At 42.7% G+C, this 24,041-nt stretch carries 22 protein-coding genes; 19 read left to right on the plus strand and 3 right to left on the minus strand.

Going from position 1 to position 24,041, the window contains the following annotated elements; genetic code table 11:
* Positions 1–431 precede the first annotated feature (431 nt).
* Positions 432–713 (plus strand): co-chaperone GroES, encoded by a 282-nt coding sequence (gene groES, locus PQG66_RS17190; protein WP_272038963.1) that lies wholly within the window; start codon positions 432–434, stop codon positions 711–713.
* Positions 714–786: 73 nt separating this feature from the next.
* Positions 787–2,415, plus strand: coding sequence for a chaperonin GroEL (gene groL / locus PQG66_RS17195; protein WP_272038964.1), 1,629 nt, complete (start codon positions 787–789; stop codon positions 2,413–2,415).
* Positions 2,416–2,701: 286 nt separating this feature from the next.
* On the opposite strand, the gene PQG66_RS17200 is transcribed toward groL, so the two are convergent.
* Positions 2,702–3,328 (minus strand): histidine phosphatase family protein, encoded by a 627-nt coding sequence (locus PQG66_RS17200; RefSeq protein ID WP_272038965.1) that lies wholly within the window; start codon positions 3,326–3,328, stop codon positions 2,702–2,704.
* A gap of 284 nt (positions 3,329–3,612) precedes the next feature.
* Here PQG66_RS17200 and PQG66_RS17205 point away from each other — a divergent pair, with 284 nt between their 5' ends.
* Genes PQG66_RS17205 through PQG66_RS17220 form a run of 4 tightly spaced genes read left to right on the plus strand, consistent with a single transcriptional unit; the run spans position 3,613 to position 7,635 of the window.
* Positions 3,613–5,085 (plus strand): spore germination protein, encoded by a 1,473-nt coding sequence (locus PQG66_RS17205; RefSeq protein ID WP_272038966.1) that lies wholly within the window; start codon positions 3,613–3,615, stop codon positions 5,083–5,085.
* Positions 5,082–6,278, plus strand: coding sequence for a Ger(x)C family spore germination protein (locus tag PQG66_RS17210; protein WP_272038967.1), 1,197 nt, complete (start codon positions 5,082–5,084; stop codon positions 6,276–6,278). The genes PQG66_RS17205 and PQG66_RS17210 overlap by 4 nt, the downstream gene beginning before the upstream one ends.
* Positions 6,279–6,285: 7 nt before the next feature.
* Positions 6,286–6,507: a hypothetical protein gene (locus PQG66_RS17215; RefSeq protein WP_272038968.1), complete on the plus strand. Its 222-nt coding sequence runs from the start codon at positions 6,286–6,288 to the stop codon at positions 6,505–6,507.
* A 39-nt stretch (positions 6,508–6,546) separates the two neighbouring features.
* A complete protein-coding gene (locus PQG66_RS17220; protein WP_272039195.1) occupies positions 6,547–7,635 on the plus strand; it encodes a GerAB/ArcD/ProY family transporter in 1,089 nt (362 codons plus the stop codon).
* Between the two features lie 26 nt (positions 7,636–7,661).
* Here PQG66_RS17220 and PQG66_RS17225 read toward each other — a convergent pair whose 3' ends face one another.
* On the minus strand, positions 7,662–8,408 hold the full coding sequence (locus PQG66_RS17225) for a hypothetical protein (RefSeq protein ID WP_272038969.1): 747 nt from the start codon (positions 8,406–8,408) through the stop codon (positions 7,662–7,664).
* A gap of 159 nt (positions 8,409–8,567) precedes the next feature.
* Here PQG66_RS17225 and PQG66_RS17230 point away from each other — a divergent pair, with 159 nt between their 5' ends.
* From PQG66_RS17230 to PQG66_RS17265, 8 genes are all read left to right on the plus strand, one after another.
* Entirely contained in the window at positions 8,568–9,056 is a 489-nt protein-coding gene (locus tag PQG66_RS17230; protein WP_272038970.1) for a DinB family protein, read from the plus strand.
* A gap of 195 nt (positions 9,057–9,251) precedes the next feature.
* Positions 9,252–9,791 (plus strand): GNAT family N-acetyltransferase, encoded by a 540-nt coding sequence (locus tag PQG66_RS17235; RefSeq protein ID WP_272038971.1) that lies wholly within the window; start codon positions 9,252–9,254, stop codon positions 9,789–9,791.
* A gap of 424 nt (positions 9,792–10,215) precedes the next feature.
* Complete coding sequence (rhaD, locus tag PQG66_RS17240; protein ID WP_272038972.1) at positions 10,216–11,067, plus strand: rhamnulose-1-phosphate aldolase; 852 nt, start codon at positions 10,216–10,218, stop codon at positions 11,065–11,067.
* Positions 11,068–11,403: 336 nt separating this feature from the next.
* Positions 11,404–13,221: an APC family permease gene (locus PQG66_RS17245; RefSeq protein WP_272038973.1), complete on the plus strand. Its 1,818-nt coding sequence runs from the start codon at positions 11,404–11,406 to the stop codon at positions 13,219–13,221.
* A gap of 379 nt (positions 13,222–13,600) precedes the next feature.
* Positions 13,601–14,566 carry a carbohydrate ABC transporter permease gene (locus PQG66_RS17250; protein WP_272038974.1) on the plus strand — a complete coding sequence of 322 codons (966 nt, stop codon included), beginning with the start codon at positions 13,601–13,603 and terminating at the stop codon, positions 14,564–14,566.
* Positions 14,563–15,384, plus strand: coding sequence for a carbohydrate ABC transporter permease (locus PQG66_RS17255; RefSeq protein WP_272038975.1), 822 nt, complete (start codon positions 14,563–14,565; stop codon positions 15,382–15,384). The genes PQG66_RS17250 and PQG66_RS17255 overlap by 4 nt, the downstream gene beginning before the upstream one ends.
* A gap of 138 nt (positions 15,385–15,522) precedes the next feature.
* Positions 15,523–16,896, plus strand: coding sequence for an ABC transporter substrate-binding protein (locus tag PQG66_RS17260; RefSeq protein WP_442955122.1), 1,374 nt, complete (start codon positions 15,523–15,525; stop codon positions 16,894–16,896).
* 159 nt (positions 16,897–17,055) lie between these two features.
* Positions 17,056–17,904, plus strand: a complete 849-nt coding sequence (locus PQG66_RS17265; RefSeq protein WP_272038976.1) for an MBL fold metallo-hydrolase — start codon at positions 17,056–17,058, stop codon at positions 17,902–17,904.
* A 204-nt stretch (positions 17,905–18,108) separates the two neighbouring features.
* Here the strand turns inward: PQG66_RS17265 and PQG66_RS17270 are convergent, their stop codons facing one another.
* Positions 18,109–18,438, minus strand: a complete 330-nt coding sequence (locus PQG66_RS17270; RefSeq protein ID WP_272038977.1) for a winged helix-turn-helix transcriptional regulator — start codon at positions 18,436–18,438, stop codon at positions 18,109–18,111.
* Positions 18,439–18,652: 214 nt separating this feature from the next.
* Here PQG66_RS17270 and PQG66_RS17275 point away from each other — a divergent pair, with 214 nt between their 5' ends.
* The 5 genes from PQG66_RS17275 (at position 18,653) to PQG66_RS17295 (ending at position 24,005) form a co-directional block, all read left to right on the plus strand.
* A complete protein-coding gene (locus PQG66_RS17275; RefSeq protein WP_272038978.1) occupies positions 18,653–19,063 on the plus strand; it encodes a DoxX family protein in 411 nt (136 codons plus the stop codon).
* A 71-nt stretch (positions 19,064–19,134) separates the two neighbouring features.
* Positions 19,135–20,205 (plus strand): LLM class flavin-dependent oxidoreductase, encoded by a 1,071-nt coding sequence (locus tag PQG66_RS17280; RefSeq protein WP_272038979.1) that lies wholly within the window; start codon positions 19,135–19,137, stop codon positions 20,203–20,205.
* Between the two features lie 278 nt (positions 20,206–20,483).
* Entirely contained in the window at positions 20,484–21,398 is a 915-nt protein-coding gene (locus PQG66_RS17285) for a hypothetical protein (protein WP_272038980.1), read from the plus strand.
* Between the two features lie 223 nt (positions 21,399–21,621).
* On the plus strand, positions 21,622–22,533 hold the full coding sequence (locus PQG66_RS17290) for a dihydrodipicolinate synthase family protein (RefSeq protein WP_272038981.1): 912 nt from the start codon (positions 21,622–21,624) through the stop codon (positions 22,531–22,533).
* A 65-nt stretch (positions 22,534–22,598) separates the two neighbouring features.
* Complete coding sequence (locus PQG66_RS17295; RefSeq protein ID WP_272038982.1) at positions 22,599–24,005, plus strand: ABC transporter substrate-binding protein; 1,407 nt, start codon at positions 22,599–22,601, stop codon at positions 24,003–24,005.
* Positions 24,006–24,041 lie beyond the last annotated feature (36 nt).

Below are 24,041 nucleotides of genomic sequence, written 5' to 3' on the forward strand. Positions count from 1 at the left end.
GAGCAAGAAATATAGAATGCGAGTGGAAAGACTAACCATTCGTTCGTTTAGAAGACCCGGTGAGGACGTTTCGTTCTACGCCGGGTTTTTGGGTTGCGTTTGAAAATGAGAGCCGATCTGGACATGCAGGCATATTATGCAGAGCAATGGATACAATGGAGAAGGGTGAAGTTTGTAACCAAGTCAACGAATCTTGTAAAATAAATAGTATATCGACGTTACATTCATCCAGCTGTGCAAACCGGGAATTGGCCGAGAAGGTGTAGATTCAAACGTAGTTTCTCGTAAAAAATCATCAAAAAGACTTGAAATCATGCTTCAAGTTGAGTATCATAAAGTTGGTTGTTAGCACTACACACTGTCGAGTGCTAATACATATGGCTGCAACCTACAATGCAAGGCTATATAATTTCAAAAGGAGGCTATTTTTCATGATCAGACCTTTAGGTGAACGCGTATTGGTAGAACCACTGGAGCAAGAGCAAACGACTTCTTTCGGGATCGTACTTCCGGACTCCGCCAAAGAAAAACCGCAAGAGGGTAAAATCATTGCAGTTGGTGCGGGTACATTGAAAGACGGCGTACGTGTAGCTCTGGAAGTGAAAGAAGGAGACCGCGTTATTTTCTCCAAATATGCCGGTACAGAAATCAAATACGAAGGTAAAGAATATTTGATTATGAAAGAGAGCGACATTCACGCGATTCTCGACTAATTTCAAATTTAATCGGTTAACCGAACGATATAGCAACACCATTTTACACAATATACTAGGGAGGTTTTCTTAAATGGCTAAAGACATTAAATTCAGTGAAGACGCTCGTCGCTCCATGCTTCGTGGTGTGGATGCATTGGCTAACGCAGTGAAAGTAACGCTCGGACCAAAAGGCCGCAACGTGGTTCTGGAGAAAAAATTCGGAAGCCCGCTCATCACGAATGACGGTGTAACGATTGCAAAAGAAATCGAACTGGAAGATGCATTCGAGAACATGGGTGCACAACTGGTTAAAGAAGTAGCAACCAAAACTAACGATGTTGCTGGTGACGGTACAACTACTGCAACAGTTCTGGCTCAAGCCCTGATCACAGAAGGTTTGAAAAACGTAACTGCAGGCGCTAGCCCAATCGGTATTCGTAAAGGGATCGACAAAGCGGTTAAAGCTGCGGTTGCTGAATTGCAATCCATCTCCAAACCGATCGAAACCAAACAATCCATCGCACAAGTTGCAGCAATCTCTGCAGCTGACGAAGAAGTAGGCGAACTGATCGCTGAAGCTATGGAAAAAGTGGGTAAAGACGGAGTTATCACTGTAGAAGAATCCAAAGGTTTTGCTACAGAGCTTGAAGTGGTTGAAGGAATGCAGTTCGACCGCGGATACATCTCCCCATACATGATCACGGATACGGACAAAATGGAAGCTGTTCTGGACAATCCATATATCCTGATCACAGACAAAAAAATCTCCAGCACGCAAGACATCTTGCCACTGCTTGAGAAAATCGTTCAACAAGGCAAGCCGCTCGTATTGATCGCTGAAGATATCGAAGGCGAAGCATTGGCTATGCTGGTTGTGAACAAATTGCGTGGTACATTCAATGCTGTAGCGGTTAAAGCTCCAGGATTCGGTGACCGTCGTAAAGCGATGCTGCAAGATATCGCTGCTCTGACTGGTGGTCAATTGATCACAGAAGAACTGGGTCTGGATCTGAAATCTGCAGTTGTAGAACAACTGGGTACAGCTCGTCAAATCCGTGTAACCAAAGAAAACACAATCATCGTTGACGGTGCGGGTAACAAATCCGATATCGATGCACGTGTTAGCCAAATTCGTACTCAACTCGAAGAGACTACTTCTGAGTTCGATAAAGAAAAACTGCAAGAGCGTCTGGCTAAACTGTCCGGCGGTGTAGCTGTAATTAAAGTTGGTGCAGCTTCCGAAGTTGAATTGAAAGAACGCAAACTGCGTATCGAAGACGCCCTCAACGCAACTCGCGCAGCGGTTGAAGAAGGGATCGTATCCGGTGGTGGTACTGCGCTTCTGAACGTATATCAAGCTGTAGCTGGCGTAGCATTGTCCGGTGATGAGCAAACAGGCGTGAACATCGTGCTGAAAGCTCTGGAAGCACCAATTCGTACAATCGCAGCTAACGCTGGTGAAGAAGGTTCTGTCATCGTAGAACGTCTGAAAAAAGAGCAAGTTGGCGTAGGTTACAACGCAGCTACTGGCGAGTGGGTTAACATGATCGAAGCAGGTATCGTTGACCCTGCAAAAGTAACTCGTTCTGCGCTGCAAAACGCTGCTTCTGTAGCAGCTATGTTCTTGACTACTGAAGCGGTTATCGCTGACAAGCCAGAACCAGAAAAAGCAGCTATGCCAGATATGGGCGGCATGGGTGGAATGGGCGGCATGATGTAATAAAGGGCTGAAAAGCCTTGTGTGGCAAAGGTTTTTCTTCGTAGAAACCCGATTGCTCACAATGAATTCATAAATAGGCTTCTCACGAGTTCAATTCGAACTTTGTGAGAAGCCTATTTATTATGCTTTGCGGGTACATTCATTTATGTTGTGCATGAAGCAAAATCTTAGAGATTGCTTTGAAAAAGATGTCTAAACTTACTCAATAGAAAAATCGGTCATGACGTTGGTGCATTGCTTGACGTTATTGGACTTTTTTACCTTTAAATAAATCAGCAACATGTTACTAGTCGATCTGAGCCAATCGTAGCAAGTCCTCCAGAGTCAATCTTCCAATAATTTCATACCCTTTATCATTACCAAGAGGTTTAACTATGACTGTGCCCATACTCGGAATTTCTCCTAAACCAACACCCGGGGGAAAAGAGTGAGCTACGATAACTTTATTGGCCTGATTAGGAGTTAAACGTTCAACTTGGCGTGTGAAGGTTTGAACGATATTTTGTGTATCAGCCGTATTGGTGTTCTCGCTGAGTTCATATATTTTCAACCAAAACGGATTCACAGTTACATTCGGTGTACCAAAGGCAATTTCCGCAGTTTGCACAGTTCTACATAGTGGACTCGATTCTACCGGTAGAGAAACAGGTATATTCAGTTTTCGAATGGCCTCACCGTACTTTTTGGCTTGTTCTTTACCTTTCACGCTTAAATTCCTTTGCGTGGAACAGTCTGTCAGATTTAAACCCGGTTGATCTTCTCCGACAGTTGCCTCCCCGTGACGTACATAAAGAATAAAACCTCCTTTACGAAGATCATCGATAAGAGGGACCAGATCCTCGGACGGTTGTGAGACAGGCAAAGGTATAGTCAACAATAAGAGACAGTGTAACAAAGTAAACCAACGGTACATTTCCTTTCCTCCTGTTTTTAGAATACTGTCCCCATATGGAAAATAACTTATCCAACTCCCTTTTATCGTCTGTTGAATCGAATTTCACAGGAGGTAGGTATTGATAACAGAAGAAATTTCAGGTATAAAAAATCCTCGATCCGAGATAATAAACACAATGGTTTATTGGAAAAGGAGAAGGGGTGAGAGACATGATTCGGAATGTGCGAAAACTCTTAGGAGATCCAAAAAAAAATAATACAAATCATATACAAAAACAGAATGCTGGCAACCAAAATCCTGACATGCAAAATCCGTTAGAAAAGAACTTTGATAACAATGTAGAGACGATTCGTTCGATCTACAATCATTGTTCTGATGTTGTCTATCGGCCTTTTCACATTACGGCGAATCTCAGGGCAATGATTATATATATTGATGGAATCTCTGATACCGCATTGATCGATGAACAGGTACTGGCGCCTTTTCGGAGAGAACAGAAGGAGGAACCAGAGTCTCTAGTTGAATTTATCGAGAATACGGTCTCTGTATCTCAGATGGATCAAGTGAAATTATTAACGGATTGCATCGAATCGATATCAACAGGCAAACCGATCTTGTTAATTGAAGGGCAAAATTACGCTTATTCTTTAGGACTAACCAAATTTGAATCACGAAGTATAGAAGAACCTCAGGCAGAGAAGGTGATCAGGGGGCCGCGTGAAGGATTCGTTGAATCTCTACAGGTGAATACTTCGATGTTACGCCGAATTATTAAGAGCCCTGCGCTGAAAATAAAATCCATGAAGATTGGTGAGTATTCTAGAACGAGTATAGCCATTGCATATATTGAAGGAATTGCTTCACCTCAATTAATTGAAGAAGTGGAGACTCGCTTAAAAAGCATTAATCTAGATGCTATTTTAGAAAGTAACTATATCGAGGAAATGATTGAGGATAATCCGTATTCACCCTTCCCACAAATTTTGTCTACGGAGAGACCTGATGTAGCCAGTTCCAACTTACTGGAAGGTCGTATCGTCATCATGACCGATGGAACACCATTTGTATTAATCGTACCAGTTTCCTTTTTCTCGATGATTCAAGCACCTGATGATTACTATGAACGTTACATCGTTGGAACGATTATTCGTTGGGTACGATACGTCTCCCTAATTGTCACCCTGTTACTTCCATCATTTTACGTAGCGATTACTACATTTCACCAAGAGATGATACCGGGTCGATTACTCATTAGCATATCTGCGGCAAGGGAGAGTGTTCCATTTCCTGCTCTAGTAGAAGCGATCATTATGGAGTTGATGCTAGAAGCTCTTCGTGAAGCAGGGGTTAGACTTCCTAACCAGGTAGGTTCTGCGGTCAGCATTGTTGGAGCGCTCATCATTGGCCAAGCATCGGTTCAAGCCGGACTGGTATCCGCCCCCATGGTTATTGTAGTGGCGGTAACAGGTGTAGCATCCTTTATTATTCCACGTTATTTTGTCGGATATTCGATTCGTTTTCTTCGTTTTCCGTTGATCCTCCTAGCGGGGACCTTAGGATTGCTGGGGATTATACTCGGTATATTAATTGTCATTACTCATCTATGTTCATTAAGGTCGTTTGGGATGCCATATTTGGAGCCAATAGCACCATTCAGAAAGAAACAAATAAAAGATGTTTTGTGGAGATCACCTTTTTGGATGATGGATAAGAGCTCGCAAGTGAATAGCGCATTAATAGAGGACAAGCAGCAATTAGAGGGGGATAAAACTTGAAGATAAAAAAAGCTGTATATAAAGCTATCTTCCTATTTATCGTCTTTGCTGGAGCTGTTCTTGTATTGACGGGCTGCTGGGATCAAACTGAAATCGATGAATTGGCTATTGTTACTTCAGCAGCTTTTGATAAAAGTGATCATGGCCAAGTGGATGTCTCTCTCGAAGTCCTCATACCCAGCTCTATAAGCGGTGGCAGTGGTGGCGGGAGTGGGAGTGGCGGCTCTGGGAGTGAGGAGAAGACGATGATCAAATCTAGCAAAGGAGTGAATATAGCCGATGCTCTGTCAAAGCTTCAGTCCGAGTTGCCGCGTCACATTTTTTTTGGTTTATGTAAAGTGTTTATTTTTGGTGAAGAGCTAGCAAAAGAAGGCTTGCAGGATCATCTCGATTATTTGGTTCGGGACCCAAGACCAAGAGAACGATCTTTTATTTTTATCAGCCAAGGAAAGGCTAAACATATGATTGAACTATCTACTCTTCTAGAAGTCTATTCAGCAGAAGCTATTCGAAAAATGGCAAATATGGAATATGGCATGAAGGTCACACTTCTGGAGTTGGACGAAATGATCGCTGAAGAAGATCGTTCTGCAGCGATTCCCTATTTAACCACAAAAATGGAGGCGGGGAATTCTGGAGAGGTTAAGGAATTACCCAAAATGGATGGCATAGCCGTTTGCCAGGAAGATCGAATGGTTGGCAGAATGTCAAGATCAACAACGAGAGGATTGTTATGGTTAAGAGGAGAGATCAAAGATTATACGGTCAGTTTCACTCCCGAAAACGAAGAAGGGAAATTGTCCGTCACTCCAATATCTACTGAAGTACATCTGATCCCGAAGATACAGGATGAGGAATGGAAAGTCATTATACACATTAAAACAGATGGAACGATAGCTCAAAATGGTACAAATTTGAATCTTAGTGATGCCAAAACGTTAAAGAAAGTAGAGTATGACTTTGGTGAAGCGATAAAGAGCCGGGTAAGCTCAGCTTTTCAAGAAATGCAGAAGATGAAAGCGGATGTTATATATTTGGGAAAAAGATTTCATCGTAAATATCCTAAGCAATGGAAGAAAGTAAAAGGTCAATGGGAAGAATTCATTCCGGAGGTGAAAACAGAATTTGTCATTGATGCACACATAGGTGGGCTGGGATATACGAATAAGTCGGTTGAGTCAGAGGAGAGGTGAATCAGAGATGCAATGGTTAGCTTTTTTCAGCACAATGGTAATCATTACGGTGATTATCGCTCTACAGTGGCCAAGGATGAAACACTATCCACGCAAAGACAAAGGGGCCTTTTTAGTCCTTCTACTATTCGGGTTAGTGTTGTCCATGTTTGATTTGAAATATATGAATGGGCCAACGACATGGGTAGAAGCTATTTTTAAACCATTTGGACAATTCATGGAGAAGTAATAACCTCTTTTCATTGATAATCGCAAAGGAGTGGCAAACATGGAAAAGGGAAAAATCTCAGCTTTGCAAATGTTGTTGATGCTATATCCTACCATCATTGCTACAGGGATTCTTTCAGTTCCATCGATTACTGCGAGATATGCCCATAATGATTTTTGGTTTTCCCCCATCATAGCATCTGTAGTGGGGTTTATGACCGTTTATATTGCTGTCCAATTACAAAAGGCTTATCCAGAACAAACGGTAACTGAATATAGTACAAAAATCATTGGACGTATTCCGGGGAAAATGTTTGGTTTGTTGCTGTTATTCTTTTACACAGAAAGCACCGGCGATATCACAAGAATGTACAGTATGTTTATTAGTAATTCTTTTCTTCCCCAAACTCCGGAGATCGTTATCATTGCAACTATGGTGCTCGTTTGCGCATTTTGTGTTTATGGCGGTCTGGAGGTTATTGGGAGAGTGGGTCAAATCATTTTTCCGCTCTTTGTTCTTCCAATCGTTATGTTAGCCATATTCTTAACACCTGACTTCAAACCGTATAACATCCTGCCAATGTTCGAGAAGGGAGTGTTACCTTCATTGAAAGGAGCAATTACACCAGCAGGGTGGTTCGCTGAATTCTTTATGATGACATTTTTGCTTCCTTACTTGGCAGACCAGAAAAAAGGAATGAAAAATGGAATGTTGTCAGTCATAGGTGTGATGATAACATTGGTCGTTGTGAATCTGATCGTCCTCTTTGTCCTGGGTACAATGACGGCAAACAAAGTCTTTCCTCTGATGAATGTCGCTCGCTATGCCAATATTGCTGGCTTCTTCGAGAATCTGGAGACCTTCGTCATGGGGGTCTGGATTGCAGGTGTCTTTCTAAAAACGACAGTGTTTTTTTATGTAGCTACACTATCGACTGCCCAATGGCTGAATCTTTCGGATTATCGACCAATCATCTGGCCTTTAGCGATCTTGATTGTGATATTTGCTTTTTGGGGGGTACCTAGTTCAATGGAGATGACTCATTATAATGTAACGGGATTCCCGTTCTATTCAATCTTTGTTCAATTCATCGTCCCGCTGTTTCTCCTTATTATCGCAACGCTGAAGAATAAATTAAAGAAAAAGTGAATTTCAGTTAGCAAGATAGAAGAGGCTCACTTCACAGCTGTTATTTCAAAAGTAGAGTGATTCCGATCTTGTATACTGAAGCGATATTCCAATCCGTTGCGAACGGTTTTTCCATCAAAATCAAGCTGATTCACATCGCGATCCAATAGACCAATTTCTTGAAGAACGTCTTGTACATCGTTATAGGTATACTCGCTATTGGTAGCGAGAATGAGTGCGGCGATCGCAGTTAATTGCATTCCACCCGTTGGTTCAGTCGTATCCCCAGTGCGGTACAACCTAATCTCCTGCACATGCTCATCTGCATTAAGGACACCAACCAACCGTAATTCTTCATTGAATACATACTCAAAAGAACCCGTCTCTTGGGCTCTAGGTTCGATTCTGTTCAAGTGGGTAATGCTCAACCCGTTCAGTCGATATTTGCCCACGGCGATATTAAACCTGTTTTTGAATTCATCGGTGGTCAGGTTGAGGCTTAGAAGTTCAGTCTGGGATCGAGGGGGCATTCTTTCGTCTGTTAAGTCATTGTCTGTTATGTCATCGTCTGATCGGTGAACTGCTGTTTGTTCAGTCCCGGAATGCGGATCTGCCGAAGGGAAAGCCAGCATGCCGTACATGCCGATTACACTAATAGCAAAGCTGGCCATCGTTAGGAGCACATGCCTTATCGACACTTTATTTTGTTTTCGCATGGACAGAATCATCCTGCCAAGAAATCCGAAGAACACAATCAAACCAAGAATAAAGAGTGCGGTCAGTAGATATCGCAATTTCTCACCTTCCTATACATATCACTACATGGACATCCATCCATTATAATGTTCTTCCTGAAAACTTCAAATAGTTAGATGTTGTCCAAAAAATAGGATCAAACGGAAACATCTCCTGTTATACTCTAAGCATGACTCACGACAAAGGAGCGTTAACACATGAATGGAACTTTGCAGATTCGAGAACATTTATTAAAGGAATTGGAAACGGGTGTGCGCACAGGTGCTTCACTAATTCGATTGATTCGTTCAGAGGACTGGACATATCGGCCCCAAGACAATATGCGCTCACTGGCTGAGCTGGTGCATCATTTCATCCAGATTACCGCTTCCGATCTTGCAATCATGCAGGAGAAAGACGAGGCTGAGGTCGGTCTCGTAGAGAACAGCTTATCGGGTGATCTAGATATCGAGCAACTGGAAAAGACACTGTGGAGTAATCTGGAGGCATACAAAGCCTATATCACAAGTCTTAGTGAAGAGGACTATCTGAATCGCTCTACCAAAGCCTTCTATGCGGAGCATGGACATCTACAAGCACAATGGCAGATCGAAACGCTGACGCATCTGTTCCACCATCGTTCACAGCTCTATAACTATCTCAAACAGCTGGGTCATGAATTGAACTTTTATATGTTGTATGCTTAGTTCCGGGCAGTATTGAGGAACGGTTGGACCTCTGCCGACATTGTCGGCGGGGGTTATTTTTAATTTCTTTTCCATTCGTTCACCGGAAGATACATGAATGTAAACTCAAAGAGTTTACTCGAGGCTAAGTACGATTAATTGAATAGTATAACCGCATGTTGAGATTATGCTTAAGAATCGGGAGGTTGATTGATCATGAAAAGTAGACGAACCATTGTATTGGAGTCTGAGCGACTTCTATTTACGACCTGGGACGAAGAAGATCATGCACTTGCATTTGCACTCTGGGGTGATCATGAGGTGACTCGTTGGATTAGCCACAGTGATGTACTGAGTGAAGAGGAAGTAGAGGCGAGGTTAGCCCAAGAAATTGAGCGGGAGAAACAGGAAGGTGTACAGTACTGGGCTCTTTTTCAGAAAGATTCAGACGTATTTGTTGGCTGCTGCGGCCTGTGTACATATGAACCAGATAAGAATATCTATGAGCTCGGTTTTTTGCTGACTCGGGATCACTGGGGACAAGGCTATGCACAGGAAGCAGCACAGGCTGTTGTTGATTATGCTTTTGAGCAATTAGGGGTATCGGCTCTGGTTGCAGGTCATCATCCTGATGATCAAGCAGCGTGTCATATTTTGATCCAATTGGGTTTTGAGCAAACGGATGAGCGGAGGGATAAGGCCACAGGTACGATGCAGCCTTTCTATACTTTACGAAAAAATAATAGTACGCGTTAAAGTGAAATTTTGGAGAGGCGTTGAAGTATTGAACGCATTGCCGAAATTGTTCACTATAAATTGAAAGTCACACCATAAATACCGTAACGTGTCATGGTGTGACATGACGTAACGTAAAGTCTGCGTTTTTATGGTATTTTTATTTCGCTTTCAGCTTCTATTAAGGTAAAAGAGATAAGATAACCAATGTAAACCCCTTCTCGTGTTAAAATATATTGTTTAATTGACCCTGCCGGATCACGGTGGGGTATTTTTTTTGCTCTTTTCTAAAATTGAAAAACAAACATAAACAAAAATAAATAAAAATAATATCTGTGATCTGTATTGACGAACAGTATAAAACAAAGATATAATGAATGTGAAAAAAGGAACGTACTTCTGTTAGGCCACACTTATTTAAAGTTGAATATAGGAGAGGATCAACATGAACGTGCCCCTTCATACTGAACGTGAGAGACTTCAATCTCCATCTGCCGGTTTTCATATTCCATTTGTACGCGAGATGGCAGAGATTACACAACATATGTGGAAGAATGGCTGGGATGAGCGCAATGGCGGCAATGTGAGTTATCTGCTGAATGAGGAGGAGGTTGCGCCATACATCGATATCCATCAGGTGATCCGGACTCTGAAACCAGTCTTCTCTGTAGAAGAACTGGCAGGACAGTATTTTATCGTCACGGCATCGGGCAAATATTTCAAAAACGTGCTGGCAGATCCGGAGGGTAATCTGGGTGTGCTTCGTGTATCGGCGAACGGACAGGAGCTTGAGGTGCTATGGGGTCTGAGAGGCAACGCGGACCCGACAAGTGAACTGCCAACCCATTTTATGAGTCATATGGAGCGGTTGAAAAAAGACCCGAATCACCGGGTTGTCATGCACAACCACGCGACACATCTACTTGCGATGACCTTCATCCACGAGCTGGATGAGGCCAAGTTTACCAAGACACTTTGGCAGATGTGCACCGAATGTGTGGTGGTCTTTCCAGATGGCGTTGGCATTATCCCATGGATGATGCCTGGGTCGAATGAGATTGGCCGCGCAACCGCGGAGAAAATGAAGGAATACCACGCGGTGATCTGGCCGCAGCATGGCATATTTGGAACAGGCACAACGATCGACGAAGCATTTGGTCTCATTGAGACGATTGAGAAGGCCGCTCAAGTATATATGCTGGTTGCCGGTCACGATATCCGTCAGCGGATTACGGATGAGCAGCTGCGTGCACTTGCACAGCAATTCGGCGTAACGCCGCGCCCCGGTATCATTTAAAGTTTAGTTGCATACAAACTTCACATCACTTTGATATGACATTATTGATATATATAGCTAGCCGTATGAAAAAGTAATGACTGCCTTTGGTTCTCCGAGCCGAAGGCTTTTTCCTTTTTCAGGCAAACAACCGCCAATTTAGCTCAAATACGTTCAATTTGCTGGGTAAGAAAGGCTTTGTTATCGATTATTGAATTGTAGAATGCATTATCACGCGCTGGCGATTTTCGGGTGAAATGACATATTGTCAATGGCTCTGCGATTTTGCATAATAACAATGCTTCACAGATAAAAAGAAAAAAATTAACAGATAAGAGATGGAAGGAAGTTATGATCATGCTTGGCAAAATGAAGAGAATATTAATTGGCAAGCCAATGAAGTCGGCTGAATTGGATGCAGAAAAATTGGGGAAATGGAAGGCACTCGCCATCCTATCTTCCGATGCTTTATCCTCTGTCGCCTATGGTACGGAACAGATTTTGCTTGTGCTCATTGCTGCTGGATTTGCCGCGCTATGGTACTCAGTCCCGATTTCGATCGCTGTACTGGGATTGCTCGTCATTTTAATTTTCTCCTATCGCCAGACCATATTTGCTTATCCCACAGGGGGCGGCGCTTATATTGTAGCCAAAGATAACCTCGGTACGACTCCTAGTCTGATTGCCGGAGGTTCATTGCTGGTCGATTATATCCTCACCGTGGCTGTAAGTTCATCCGCGGGGACAGATGCGATCACCTCTGCTTTCCCTGTATTGCATGATTATAGTATCGTTATCGCACTTATTATGATTCTCTTTCTGACGGTTATGAATTTGCGAGGGGTTACAGAGTCGGCATCGGTGCTGGCAATCCCTATATATCTGTTTATATTTTCGATTGCCATTCTCATCATTTCCGGTGGCATCAAATTTTTGACAGGTGGTATACATGCTGCAGCGCCAGAATTCGGAACAAGTCTATCCCATGTGAGTATCTTCCTGCTACTGAAAGCGTTCAGCTCTGGCTGCTCGGCGTTAACCGGGGTAGAGGCGGTAAGTAACGCGATTCCGAACTTCAAGCAGCCTGCGGAGAAAAATGCTGCCGGGACATTGTTACTCATGGGCTGTATTCTCGGAGCCATGTTCATAGGTATCACGTTATTAGCCTTTGGCTACGGCATCCAGCCTGATCCTAAAGCAACGGTCATTTCCCAGATTGCCGAAGCAACCTTTGGCAGGGGGTGGATGTATTTTATCATCCAGGGTGTAACAGCGTTGATCTTGTTCTTGGCTGCGAATACAGCATACTCGGCGTTTCCACTGTTATCCTTCATGATGGCAAAAGATAAATATATGCCACATATGTTTATGGTGCGAGGAGATCGGCTGGGTTTCTCCAACGGTATTATTTTTCTCAGCGTTATGTCTGCACTGTTAGTCGTGGGATTTAAGGGGGATACTGGGAGCCTGATTCCGCTCTATGCGGTGGGGGTGTTCATTCCGTTCACTTTGTCTCAACTCGGCATGATGATTCGCTGGATCAAAATCAAGCCGTCCGGCTGGAAGAGCAAGCTGCTCGTGAATACCATCGGGATGGTGACAACGTTATCCATTACGCTGATTTTTATTTTTACGAAGTTCACGCAGACCTGGGTGATCTTTATCTTTTTGCCACTTGTGGTTTATGTATTCATGCGCATTCGCAACCATTATTGCAACATCGCTGATGAACTGCGAATTGATATTCGGGTGGATAGACCCGCTAAGAAAGGCAATACGATTGTCATTCCGGTAGCGGGGATTACTCGGGTAGTGATGAATACCATCAGTTACGCCCAAACGATGTCTGATCATGTGGTGGCGCTGTATATCGGCTTTGACGATGAGGCCATTCGCAAGATGGAGCAGAAGTGGGAGGAATGGAATCCTGGTGTACGTCTGGTCGTCATCAAATCAAGGTACCGCAGTATTATGGGGCCGCTGAAGAAATTCATTGATACTGTTGAATGGAAAATAGCCGATACAGATCATATTACGATCCTGATTCCCCAATTTATTACGAAGCACTGGTGGCAAAATGTACTTCATAACCAGACCAGTTTTATGATTCGGGCCTATCTGATTAACTATAAAGACGTGATTGTTACGACCGTACCATACCATCTTAATCGATAATCTAAGAACGTTTCCTACCCGTTCAATGGTTCATAGGGGCAATGAATGCATTCGAATAGCTGATTATTGTAAAACGAGAATGGTCCTCATACAAATCATATTTAATATCGAATTTACACAACTAACCGCAGGGGAAAGTCCAGATTGGAGCACCCACGCGGTTTTTTGCGCATTTGTGAAGGCTGAAACAGCGGATCTGATCTGTGTTAATTTATGTAAAACGGTCAGGTGAGGATTAACTTTAATTTGATACAAGTTCCATTTTGCCGTGACATTAGAAAATTAAACTAGAGGTCGTGGGTATGAGCTTCGGTCATCTCTGAGCTTGTACGCCGAAAGTGTAAATTCAAGAAGTGCAATCAAGGAGGAAGAACTTCAGATGAGTGATCTTGATAACCAGATCAGCTTGCCTGCCGTAAAACAGCGTATAACCTCAAGTACACGCAAGCAACGGACAACTTCACTGCGGTTACAGCGTATGAGGGAGAACCTGCTGGCCTATGGTTTTCTGGCACCATCGCTACTATTATTTGCTGTGTTTCTATTCTACCCGATGTTTAAATCGGTGTACTTGAGTCTGCATTCTACCGATCCGACAGGACAGATTGCGGCTTACGTTGGACTGGATAACTTCAAAGCCGTGTTTCAGTCAGGTTTGTTTATGCAAGGGATGAAAGTGACATTATTATTTGTTCTGTTTACGGTGCCAACGGGGATCATCGCTTCTTTAATACTGGCTGCTCTGACCCATAATCGCTTCAAGGGAATGCGTGTGTTCCAGTTTGTGTTTTCACTACCCGTTGTATTATCGGTTGGCTCGTCAGCAGTTATTTGGAAGTTTCTCTTCCATCCGACGCTGGGGATGCTTAATTATCTGCTTGGCAAAATAGGCATTGATCCGATCCCGTGGTTGACCAGCCCGGATTGGGCATTAATTTCAATTTCGATCATGACGATCTGGATGAATCTGGGTTTCAACTACATTATTCTATCCAGCGGTCTGCAAGGCATCCCGGATGAGATCTATGAAAGTGCCAAAATTGACGGTGCCGGTCCCTTGCTGACATTTCGTAAAATCTCCATGCCGCTGCTGTCACCAACTTTGTTTTTTGTGACGGTCGTATCCATCATCGGTGCATTTCAATCCTTTGGTCAGATCAACATTCTCACCCGTGGGGGGCCGATGGACAGCACAAATGTATTTGTGTATTCCATCTACCAGGAAGCATTTGTTAACTTCCGTTTTGGGACAGGCAGTGCGCAAGCATTAATTCTGTTCGCAGTTATTATGTTGCTCACCCTGCTTCAGTTCAAATGGGTAGAAAGGAAAGTGCATTACCAATGAGTGCAAAATGGACCCAAACATTGCTCTATGTTCTGCTGACAATCTGTGCCGCATTGGTACTGTATCCGGTAATGTATACCTTCTTCATGGCTGTCATGACACCTGAGGAAGCAAGTGCATATCCGCCGCACATCATCCCCACTGCTGTTGAATTGTCCAACTTCGCGGAGGTGTTCGACATTGTACCGATTGCACGATTCATCGGTAACACCTTTCTCGTAGCTGGTTTGACTACAGTTGGTCAATTAATCACAGCGAGTATGGCTGCATACGCTTTTGCCAAAATGCAGTTCAAGGGGAAGAATGTCGTCTTCAGCATGTTTGTTGCTACCATGATGATTCCATGGGAAGTGACGATGATTCCGAACTATTTAACGATTCGTAGCTGGGGATGGCTCGATAGTTATCAAGGACTGACAGTGCCGTTCTTAGCAACCGCATTCGGCACATTTCTGCTAAGACAGTTTTTCCTGCAGCTACCCAAAGAGTTGTTCGAAGCAGCAAGAATGGACGGATGTGGACATATTCGTTATTTCATCTCACACGTACTTCCGTTGTCCCGTCCAGCTCTGGGTACGTTAGCCATCTATTCATTCCTGAACATGTACAACTCGTATCTCTGGCCGTTGCTTGTAACAAACACACCTGAGATGCGAACCGCCCAGATTGGAATTTCGATGCTGGAATTCCAGGAATCGACCGCATGGAATCTGGTATTTGCCGGAACAGCGATGGTGATTCTGCCATCCTTACTGCTGCTGATCTTTGGTCTGAAACAGCTGGTTCGAGGTATGGCAGCAGGTGCGCTTAAGGGATAAACGAAGTCCAATCATTGGAGACATTGGAGACAAGCCCTACTAAGGCATTGCCATCCGAGCCTTTGAAAGACTGATCGAATAAACGCAGGTTCGCCTTCCACTTCATATGAACGCGACCTATATAAAAGGAGAGAGATTATTGTGGGATATCGTTTGAAAAAAAGAGGAACCTTTGCACTTATGCTGGCTGCGTTAATGTTGGTCATCTCCGCATGTGGCAGCAAAACGGAAACAAGCAGTCCAGCGAGCGGAGCACCAGCGGATGCTGCTGAAGCGCAAACGACCCAATTGACATGGTGGCATTCCATGTCCGGTGCAGGTGAGAAAGCGATTAATCAACTCGCTTCTGATTTTAATGCCAAACATCCTGATATTCAGGTTAAAGCGATCTATCAGGGAAAATATGATGAGAGTTTGAATAAACTCAAGGCTTCCATGGGTTCAGACAGTGGTCCCGATATTATTCAGGTCTACGAGATCGGCAGTAAATTTATGATCGACTCGGGCATGATTACACCCGTGCAGGAGTTCATTGACAAGGACAAGTTTGATTTGTCTCAATTGGAGCCGAACATTATTCGTTACTACACGATTGATGGTAAACTGAATGCGATGCCGTTTAATACATCCAACCCGATTTTGTATTATAACAAAGATATGTTTAAAGCTGCAGGTCTGGATCCGGAGAATCCGCCAAAGACCTATGAAGAATTCGAGCAAGCTGCCAAGGCGTTATCCAAGGATGGCAAACCAGCAGCATCTATGGCCATTTACGGCTGGTTTATGGAACAATTTTTTGCTAACCAGAATGCGGATTATGTAAACAATGGAAACGGAAGAAGTGAAGCAGCCACTGAATCATTGCTGAATTCCGAAGCAGGTGTGAAGACACTAACGTGGTGGAAAAAGATGATCGACGAGAAAACCGTCTCTAATCTGGGGCGTAGTACGGATGATACAACCGCAGCATTTACGGCACAACAGATTGGTATGACACTGGACTCAACTGCAGGATTGCGTAAAATTGTTGAAGGATCTGGCGGTAAGTTTGAACTGGGAACAGGCTTCCTGCCTCGTCCGGCTGATGCCAAAGAAGGTGGCGTCGTTGTCGGTGGCGCAAGTTTGTACATCATGAATAACAAATCGGAGGCACAACAACAAGCAGCTTGGGAATTTATCAAATATCTGGCTACCCCTGAAGTGCAAGCGAACTGGAGTGTAGCGACAGGATACTTCCCTATTACGACAGCTGCATACGATGAGCAAGTATTGAAGGATAATATGGCGAAATATCCACAATTCCAGACAGCAGTCGATCAATTACATGCCTCAGCTGAGTCGACTGCAACATCTGGCGCAGTTATGGGTGTATTCCCAGAAGCAAGACAGCTTGTCGAAGGGGCGATTGAAACGGTATTGAATGGACAAGGAACACCACAAGAAGCATTGGACGCTGCGGCAAAACAGATTACGGAGAAAATCAACCAATATAACAGCACAGTTAAGAAATAAATTCTTAACCGTAGTTGTAGATCAGAAGAAAATAAATTGGATGCGGGAGGTATGCCGCATTCAATTTTTTTTGCCTAATTCGCTATTACCCACAAACAGATTCACTTGACATTCTTGCAGTGAAAGTTGGTAATACTATAAAGAAGGAGGTAAGTCTTTATGCATTCCATTAACAAAATAGGGAACAACTTTTGGTACATCACTCCAATATCGGTAACTGACCGGCCCATTCTAGGAATGGTGGTAGGAACGAACAAGACATTAATGATTGATGCAGGCAATTCGGAAGATCATGTTCAGTATTTTTTGAAAGAACTTTCAGAAAGGGAAGTACCCAATCCGGATATCGTGGTTCTTACGCATTGGCATTGGGATCATATCTTTGGACTTTCGGCTTTAACGGATACCATTTCAATAGCTTCCAGTGAAACAAAAAAGGAAATGGAGAAGCTAATCCCGCTCTCATGGTCTGACGAGGCTATAGATGCACGAGTGAAAGAAGGATCTGAGATCGAATTTTGTGCGAAGGCCATCAAGGAGGAGTTCAAGGAACACCGGGATATTACAATTACCTTGCCGGATGTAACGTTTGATAACCGAGTGGTTATTGATCTTGGAGGGGTAACCTGTGTCCTTCAACATGTTGGAGGAAATCACGCTGCAGATTCAGTCATTGTGTATGTTGTGGAAGAAAAAATTCTCTTCTTGGGAGACTGCATATATCCTGATATTTTCTCTGAAAACGATAACTACACCATCGAGGAAACACTTCGGTTATTAGATGAATTGGAGTTATTTGATGCGGATACGTATATCCCTTCGCACCAAAAGCCGATCTCAAAAGAGGAATTCAAACAGGAAGTAACCAAGCTTAGAACTGTCGCAAAATACACAGAGATCTTCCGTGGTGATCAACAGAAAATAATTGAGGCATACGAGAAACACGTCGAAAGAGAACTTAGAGAAGACGAAATAGAAACTATCTCCAACTTTGTGAACGGTTATTGAATCGTATGGGAAAGGTGTACGAAGATCTGAGGAAATTCATACTTCTTCATGAGATAACATGATGGCAGGATTAGTAGAGGCAGTGGTAAGTTCCCACTGCCTTTTTGGGATTGTAGATCATTTAGTACCCAATTCCTGACATGGTATTGCATGATTTCTTGGCACGCTGTGAACTGATTGTTGTAAAGTGAACAAAAAAGCTATTTATGATACTTCTACTTCTGCTTCTACTTCTAGCCAATATTGTGACCAATCTTCTATACTCCTCATAATTGGCTCGAATGCAAGTCCCTTATCTGTCAACGAGTATTCGATTCGTACTGGAGTCTCTGCATAAACATCCCTTTGTACAATTCCCTCGTTCTCCAAGTCTTTCAATCTCTCCGAAAGTACTTTGCCGCTTAGTCCGATGGCAGATTCAAGAGTACAGAAACGATGTGGACCAGACATCAATTGGTAAATAATCATGCCAGTCCATCTTTGGCTTAATATACGCATGGCTTTTTCAAATCGGGGACAAATCGTTTTATCCAAAGAAATCACTCCTTTATATGACTACTATAACACATTCTTAATGTATAATAATTACTTTTTTATAAATACGCACTTGACGGAATTAAATATTATAAATATAATCACTGTTATAAAGTAACTAACTAACTGGCAATCTGACTGATCTTAGTGTTCGTCATTGATCTATGTGGTTAGCCTACACACAAAAATCATCATAATGAAGGAGTGTTTAGTAGTGGTAAGGAAAGAAGAGTGGGGTTCAACATTGTTAAGGGTAATTTTAGGGATCGTATTCCTGGTACACGGATATGTCAAGTTCCAAGGCGGAATTGGATATACAGTAGACTTTTTTGAAAGTTTAGGACTTCCAGGATTCTCAGCTTACATTGTAGCGATCATTGAATTAGTTGGTGGTATTGCCTTGGTGTTAGGGCTTGGAACAAGAATCGTTGCGGGTCTATTAGCCATTATCTTGGCTGTTGCAACCATTAAGGTTAAATTAGCGGTTGGATTCCTGGGCAATGGGCAGATGGCGGGTTATGAACTTGATTTGGCTTTGTTTGCCATGGCGATCTATCTTGCGTTAAAAAGCAAAACCTTCCTGGCATTAGATAATGTGATTTTCCGCAAAAAAAATGTTGAGTAAAGACTGACTATGTATGAATGTTATGTATTATTTTGAAGCTTTAATCTAAAACCATTATGGGGTGAAATGATATGGGAGTGGAAGAGCAAGCTATACATTCTGGGATTGAGATTGGGATCTACTCCCTAGCTGATCTATGCCCAGATCCTCACACGGGTCAATCGGTGAATGCCCAGCAACGAATGAAGGAGATCATCCAGGCGGCAAAACTTGCTGACGAGGCTGGCCTCGATATATTTGGTGTCGGGGAACACCACCGATTAGATTACGCTGTATCAGCTCCCCCAGTTGTATTAGCAGCCATTGCACAAATAACTGAACGTATCAAACTGACAAGCACAACCACCGTATTAAGCACAGTGGACCCCGTTCGCCTGTTCGAGGACTTTGCCACGTTAGATTTGATATCGAACGGACGTGCAGAAATCATCGCTGGTCGGGGTGCATTCATTGAATCTTTTCCACTATTCGGTTATGACACCAATGACTATGATGCGTTGTTTTCAGAACATATGGATTTGTTTTTGAAACTTAACCATGATGAGATAGTCACGTGGAATGGTCAATTTCGTTCCCGGTTAAGGAATGCTGATATTGCTCCCCGGCCTGTACAGAAGCAGTTACCCATATGGGTCGGTGTCGGAGGTACGGTGGAGAGCGCAGCTCGCGCAGGTCGTTTAGGCGTGGGGATGGCTATAGCCATGCTCGGCGGTGACCCTATGCGCTTCATGCCATTGGTGGAAGCATATCGAGAGGCAGGGGTACAAGCGGGGCATGATCTTGAAAATCTAAAATTGGGTGTCACAGGTCATGCCTACATCTCTGAGACAACACAACAAGCCAAACGCGAATTCTATCCGTATTATTCGAATTATTGGTCACATGTGAACCGTCAGCGAGGGATGGCATTCAGAATGACACAAGCTGACTTTGAACATATGGCAAGTCCGGATACGGCCTTGTTCGTGGGTAGTCCTCAACAGATCGTGGAGAAAATCCTCCGTCAGTATGAGCTCTTTGGACATAAACGATTCATTGCCCAGATGGATATTGGTGGTTTACCTTTCCATAAAGTTGCTAGTGGTATTGAGCTATTAGCTACGAAGGTAGCTCCAATCGTTCGGAAAGAAACAAGTAAGTGAATGATTAACAGATGGTATAGGGAAGAGCTCAAATACAGGGGCCTTCCCTATTTCCATTGGCCCATGGCCTAACGAACATATGTCCATTCGTCATTCCCGCCGGCCTAAAGTGAAATCGTATATAACCCCAAATGGCTATTTTCTATATACGACTCTATTGGCATTTACTATACGTGCACATATGATCTATTATATATGCAACGTTCTATTTTAAGATAGAAGGGCTCAACTACAACATACAACATGAGCAAGCAGATGAAGAGGAGTGGAGTTAAACCATGAATAAACCGTTGAATGAATACGAGGTAGCATTTTTACAGCAGTTTTCACATTCGGATTGGGTTGCAACGAGGTCTTTACCTAATCCCAATCATTCTTTATACGATGAAACGATCGCTGTAAAGCCAAAAAACGGTGAACACTATGGGGTTGTTTTTAAAATCGTATACTTAACCTCTACGTTTGATTTTCTGATGGAAAGTGAACGTGTGTTAGAAATTAAATATGAATCAGTTGGTAGCGCTAATATCAAATCAGAAATAGCAAATGCGATTGCGCAAACGGTGAAAAAAGTAGCCCTTCAAAATAGTATTAATGTTATACATATCCGATATAGCAATACTATTTTTAATCAATCGGGTTTTGATTACGAAGATCGTTCATTTTATTGGATCGGGGATCAGAAGGATATTCAAAATGAACTACTTCGTCAGTCGATTCAAGAGGATGGCAGGATTGATTCAGAGACGGCAAAACAGCAAACCTATGTCGACTATTTTTCACGCATCGTCAAACAGTATATGACGATTACAGATACGAAAGTGATAGGTAGGACAACTTTAAGGTTTATTGGACAACACGACGAATATTTCAATATGGAACTTCGTTTTGTGCCGATCAGTCCAAGAGACAGAGGTACTCATCTAGATTTCCAGTATAAACAAGTGGATGGCGAATCAATTATGAAACATATTTTCAAAGAATTAGTGCCATTTGCGAAAATGAAGGGGTACAACCACTACAAGCATGAAATGTTTGGCTATACGAAAGATAGTACGATTAAATTAAACGAGGTCGAACAAGCTATGTTACGTGTATATCGCTCTTTAGGCTTCAATGTGCGACCAATTCATAAACACGGCTATGGTGAAGATGACCGTTCATGGTATTTGGTATCGAAGCAGCTATATTAAACTAATGTATTCAACTGAAAGAAGCATCTTCGCAACCGAAGGTGCTTCTTTGTTATTTCATAGCGGGTTCACCAAACATCAGGAGAACGTAGTTGGAATGGTGGAAATAATTTTCATTATATAAATTGTGGTGAAATTAATTTACAAAACAATATTTGTATGATAAGTTGTAAGGGCTTACAGTTGTAAAGCTTATTACTTAAAACATCAGGGGGGATTTCACTTGACTTTAGAAAAGTTCCATGGAATCATACCGGCATTCTACGCTTGTTATGATGATGAAGGAAATATCTCAGAAGGACGTACCAAACATTTATGTGATTATTTCAATGAGAAGAAAGTAAAAGGGGTGTATGTGGGCGGAAGTTCAGGGGAATGTATCTATCAAAACCTGGAAGAGCGTAAAGCGACACTTAGCTATGTAGCAGAACAATTGAAAGGGAAAATGACACTGATTGCCCATGTGGGAGCACCTTCTACCCGAGATAGCATTGAACTGGCGAAGCATGCTGAAGCTTTGGGATATGACGCTTTGTCTGCCATCCCGCCGATCTATTTCAAATTCTCGGATAGTGCTGTATACAAATATTGGACGTCCATCATCGAGGCGACTTCTCTAGATTTCATCATATACAATATTCCTCAGACTACAGGCTATACATTGTCACCATCGATGTTCGCGAAGCTTCTGGAGAACAAGAAAGTGATCGGTGTGAAAAACTCTTCCATGCCGACAATGGATATTGAAAGGTTCAAAAGAGTTGGCGGAGACGATGTAATTGTATTTAACGGACCAGATGAACAATTTGTCGCTGGAAGAATCATGGGTGCTGACGGAGGCATCGGTGGTACTTATGGTGCGATGCCTGAGTTATTTTTGCAAGCGGATACATTTATCAAACAAGGCAAATTTGAAGAAGCAAGAAGTATTCAGAGTGAAATTACGGAGATCATTATTGCACTGTGCTCGCAACAGGGCTCGATGTACGCAGTGATCAAAGAAATCCTCAATCGAAGAGGCGTAAACATTGGCAGTGTTAGGGGTCCACTAGAGCCAATAACGATGGATGATTCGGCACCGATTGATGGGGTCATAACTATGATTGATCAAACAATAGAACGCTATTGTAAGTGATACCACAGGTAATACCAAGTACGAATAGATCACCTAGAATATTTAAAAAAAGGGAGTAGATTTGCATGAAAAGAAAGCGCTTAATTGGTGTTCTTATCTCTCTAATCATGTTGACTTCAATTATTGCCGGATGTACAGGTAGCGGAAGCAACAAGAATGAATCAGCAGGAGGGACTTCCGGCGACAAAGAGAAGGTAGATCTTAAGGTTTGGTTGACACCGCAATGGAAAGGTGTTGTGAATGCATCGGAATCCGGCGCTGACTATGACAGCTTCCTAAAACATGCAGCGGACAAGTTTGCTAAGCAATATGATAAATATGATGTGAAGATAGATGTAGAAGTGGTTGCTGGTGATCAACGTGATCAGCTACTCAACGTCAATCTCAGTAGCAACACACCTCCTGATGTGTTTTTTGAGAGCGTTTTCGCCATGGGTGATTACGTTCACCGAGGAGCTATGGTACCTCTGAATGACATTGTGGATGAAGCAGCTAAAGAAGATATCGACCAAAGCTATTGGGACGCAGTAACGTTCGGAGATGATATTTACTTCTATCCGTTCCAACATAATCCGGGTACTCTGGCGTATAACGCTGATATGTTCAGAGCCGCTGGCTTAGAGAAATATATCGGCGGAGAAAATGATATCCAAACTTGGACGTTGGCAGAATACGAAGAGATCTTGAAAGGTCTTAAAGAAAATCTTCCAAAAGATAAATATTCCAACACTCACCCAATGTCCCTGTTCGCTTTGAATACTCAAGGGGATACATGGAACCTTGCTTATCTCAGAATGTTTGGCAATAAGTTCTTTGACGAAGAAGGAAACATTGTTCTAGATGATGCTAATGGCGTTAAAGCAGTAGCATGGCTGAAAGATCTTAAAGATGGAGGGTACACCAATCCTGGTCCGGAATCAGTATCTTCCAACGATGCTAACGGTATGTTCCAGAACCAGCAACTTGCGATCAGCTTCTCGAACCCAATGTTGTTCAATAACACAAAAGCGGATATGGAAAGCGGCAAATTGAACAAGTTCGATGTTCGTCTTGCTAACATTCCATCCGAAAGCGGAGATCCACTATCCTTTACGTATGTAGTTGGTGCAAGCGTATTCCAATCGAAGGATGAAAAGAAAGTCGAAGCTGCAAAAGATTTCGTGAAGTTTTTCTCGACAGATCCAGAATTAGTGAAATCGTCAGTGAACAGCATTCCAGTTAGAAGTTCTGTTGTTGAGGAATTCAAGGACGAGAAACCTCTATTCGCTGCCTATGATAAAAATTCCCAATATCTGTTTAACTTCACAGGCAACGTTCCAGGCTACAGTCAGTTAAGAGAAGTACTGTATCCAGAGCTTCAAGCGCTCTATACGGGTGCCAAAACACCTGAAGAAGTGGCAAAAGATTATCAAACTAAAGGTAATCAAGTGATTCAAATGAATAAAGAAAGCTCAGTTATTTATCAAAAATAGATAAACATTTCATGATTACCAGCCTTAAGTTTTATC

The organism is Paenibacillus sp. JJ-100, assembly GCF_948329825.1.
GTDB lineage: Bacteria > Bacillota > Bacilli > Paenibacillales > Paenibacillaceae > Paenibacillus.

What these genes read in the sequence shown, in the direction of transcription:
- groES (WP_272038963.1), top strand. Translation starts at nt 432, where the DNA reads ATGATCAGACCTTTAGGTGAACGCGTATTGGTAGAACCACTGGAGCAA.
- groL (WP_272038964.1), top strand. Translation starts at nt 787, where the DNA reads ATGGCTAAAGACATTAAATTCAGTGAAGACGCTCGTCGCTCCATGCTT.
- PQG66_RS17200 (WP_272038965.1), bottom strand. Translation starts at nt 3,328, where the DNA reads ATGTACCGTTGGTTTACTTTGTTACACTGTCTCTTATTGTTGACTATA.
- PQG66_RS17205 (WP_272038966.1), top strand. Translation starts at nt 3,613, where the DNA reads ATGCAAAATCCGTTAGAAAAGAACTTTGATAACAATGTAGAGACGATT.
- PQG66_RS17215 (WP_272038968.1), top strand. Translation starts at nt 6,286, where the DNA reads ATGCAATGGTTAGCTTTTTTCAGCACAATGGTAATCATTACGGTGATT.
- PQG66_RS17220 (WP_272039195.1), top strand. Translation starts at nt 6,547, where the DNA reads ATGGAAAAGGGAAAAATCTCAGCTTTGCAAATGTTGTTGATGCTATAT.
- PQG66_RS17230 (WP_272038970.1), top strand. Translation starts at nt 8,568, where the DNA reads ATGAATGGAACTTTGCAGATTCGAGAACATTTATTAAAGGAATTGGAA.
- PQG66_RS17235 (WP_272038971.1), top strand. Translation starts at nt 9,252, where the DNA reads ATGAAAAGTAGACGAACCATTGTATTGGAGTCTGAGCGACTTCTATTT.
- rhaD (WP_272038972.1), top strand. Translation starts at nt 10,216, where the DNA reads ATGAACGTGCCCCTTCATACTGAACGTGAGAGACTTCAATCTCCATCT.
- PQG66_RS17245 (WP_272038973.1), top strand. Translation starts at nt 11,404, where the DNA reads ATGCTTGGCAAAATGAAGAGAATATTAATTGGCAAGCCAATGAAGTCG.
- PQG66_RS17250 (WP_272038974.1), top strand. Translation starts at nt 13,601, where the DNA reads ATGAGTGATCTTGATAACCAGATCAGCTTGCCTGCCGTAAAACAGCGT.
- PQG66_RS17255 (WP_272038975.1), top strand. Translation starts at nt 14,563, where the DNA reads ATGAGTGCAAAATGGACCCAAACATTGCTCTATGTTCTGCTGACAATC.
- PQG66_RS17265 (WP_272038976.1), top strand. Translation starts at nt 17,056, where the DNA reads ATGCATTCCATTAACAAAATAGGGAACAACTTTTGGTACATCACTCCA.
- PQG66_RS17280 (WP_272038979.1), top strand. Translation starts at nt 19,135, where the DNA reads ATGGGAGTGGAAGAGCAAGCTATACATTCTGGGATTGAGATTGGGATC.
- PQG66_RS17285 (WP_272038980.1), top strand. Translation starts at nt 20,484, where the DNA reads ATGAATAAACCGTTGAATGAATACGAGGTAGCATTTTTACAGCAGTTT.
- PQG66_RS17295 (WP_272038982.1), top strand. Translation starts at nt 22,599, where the DNA reads ATGAAAAGAAAGCGCTTAATTGGTGTTCTTATCTCTCTAATCATGTTG.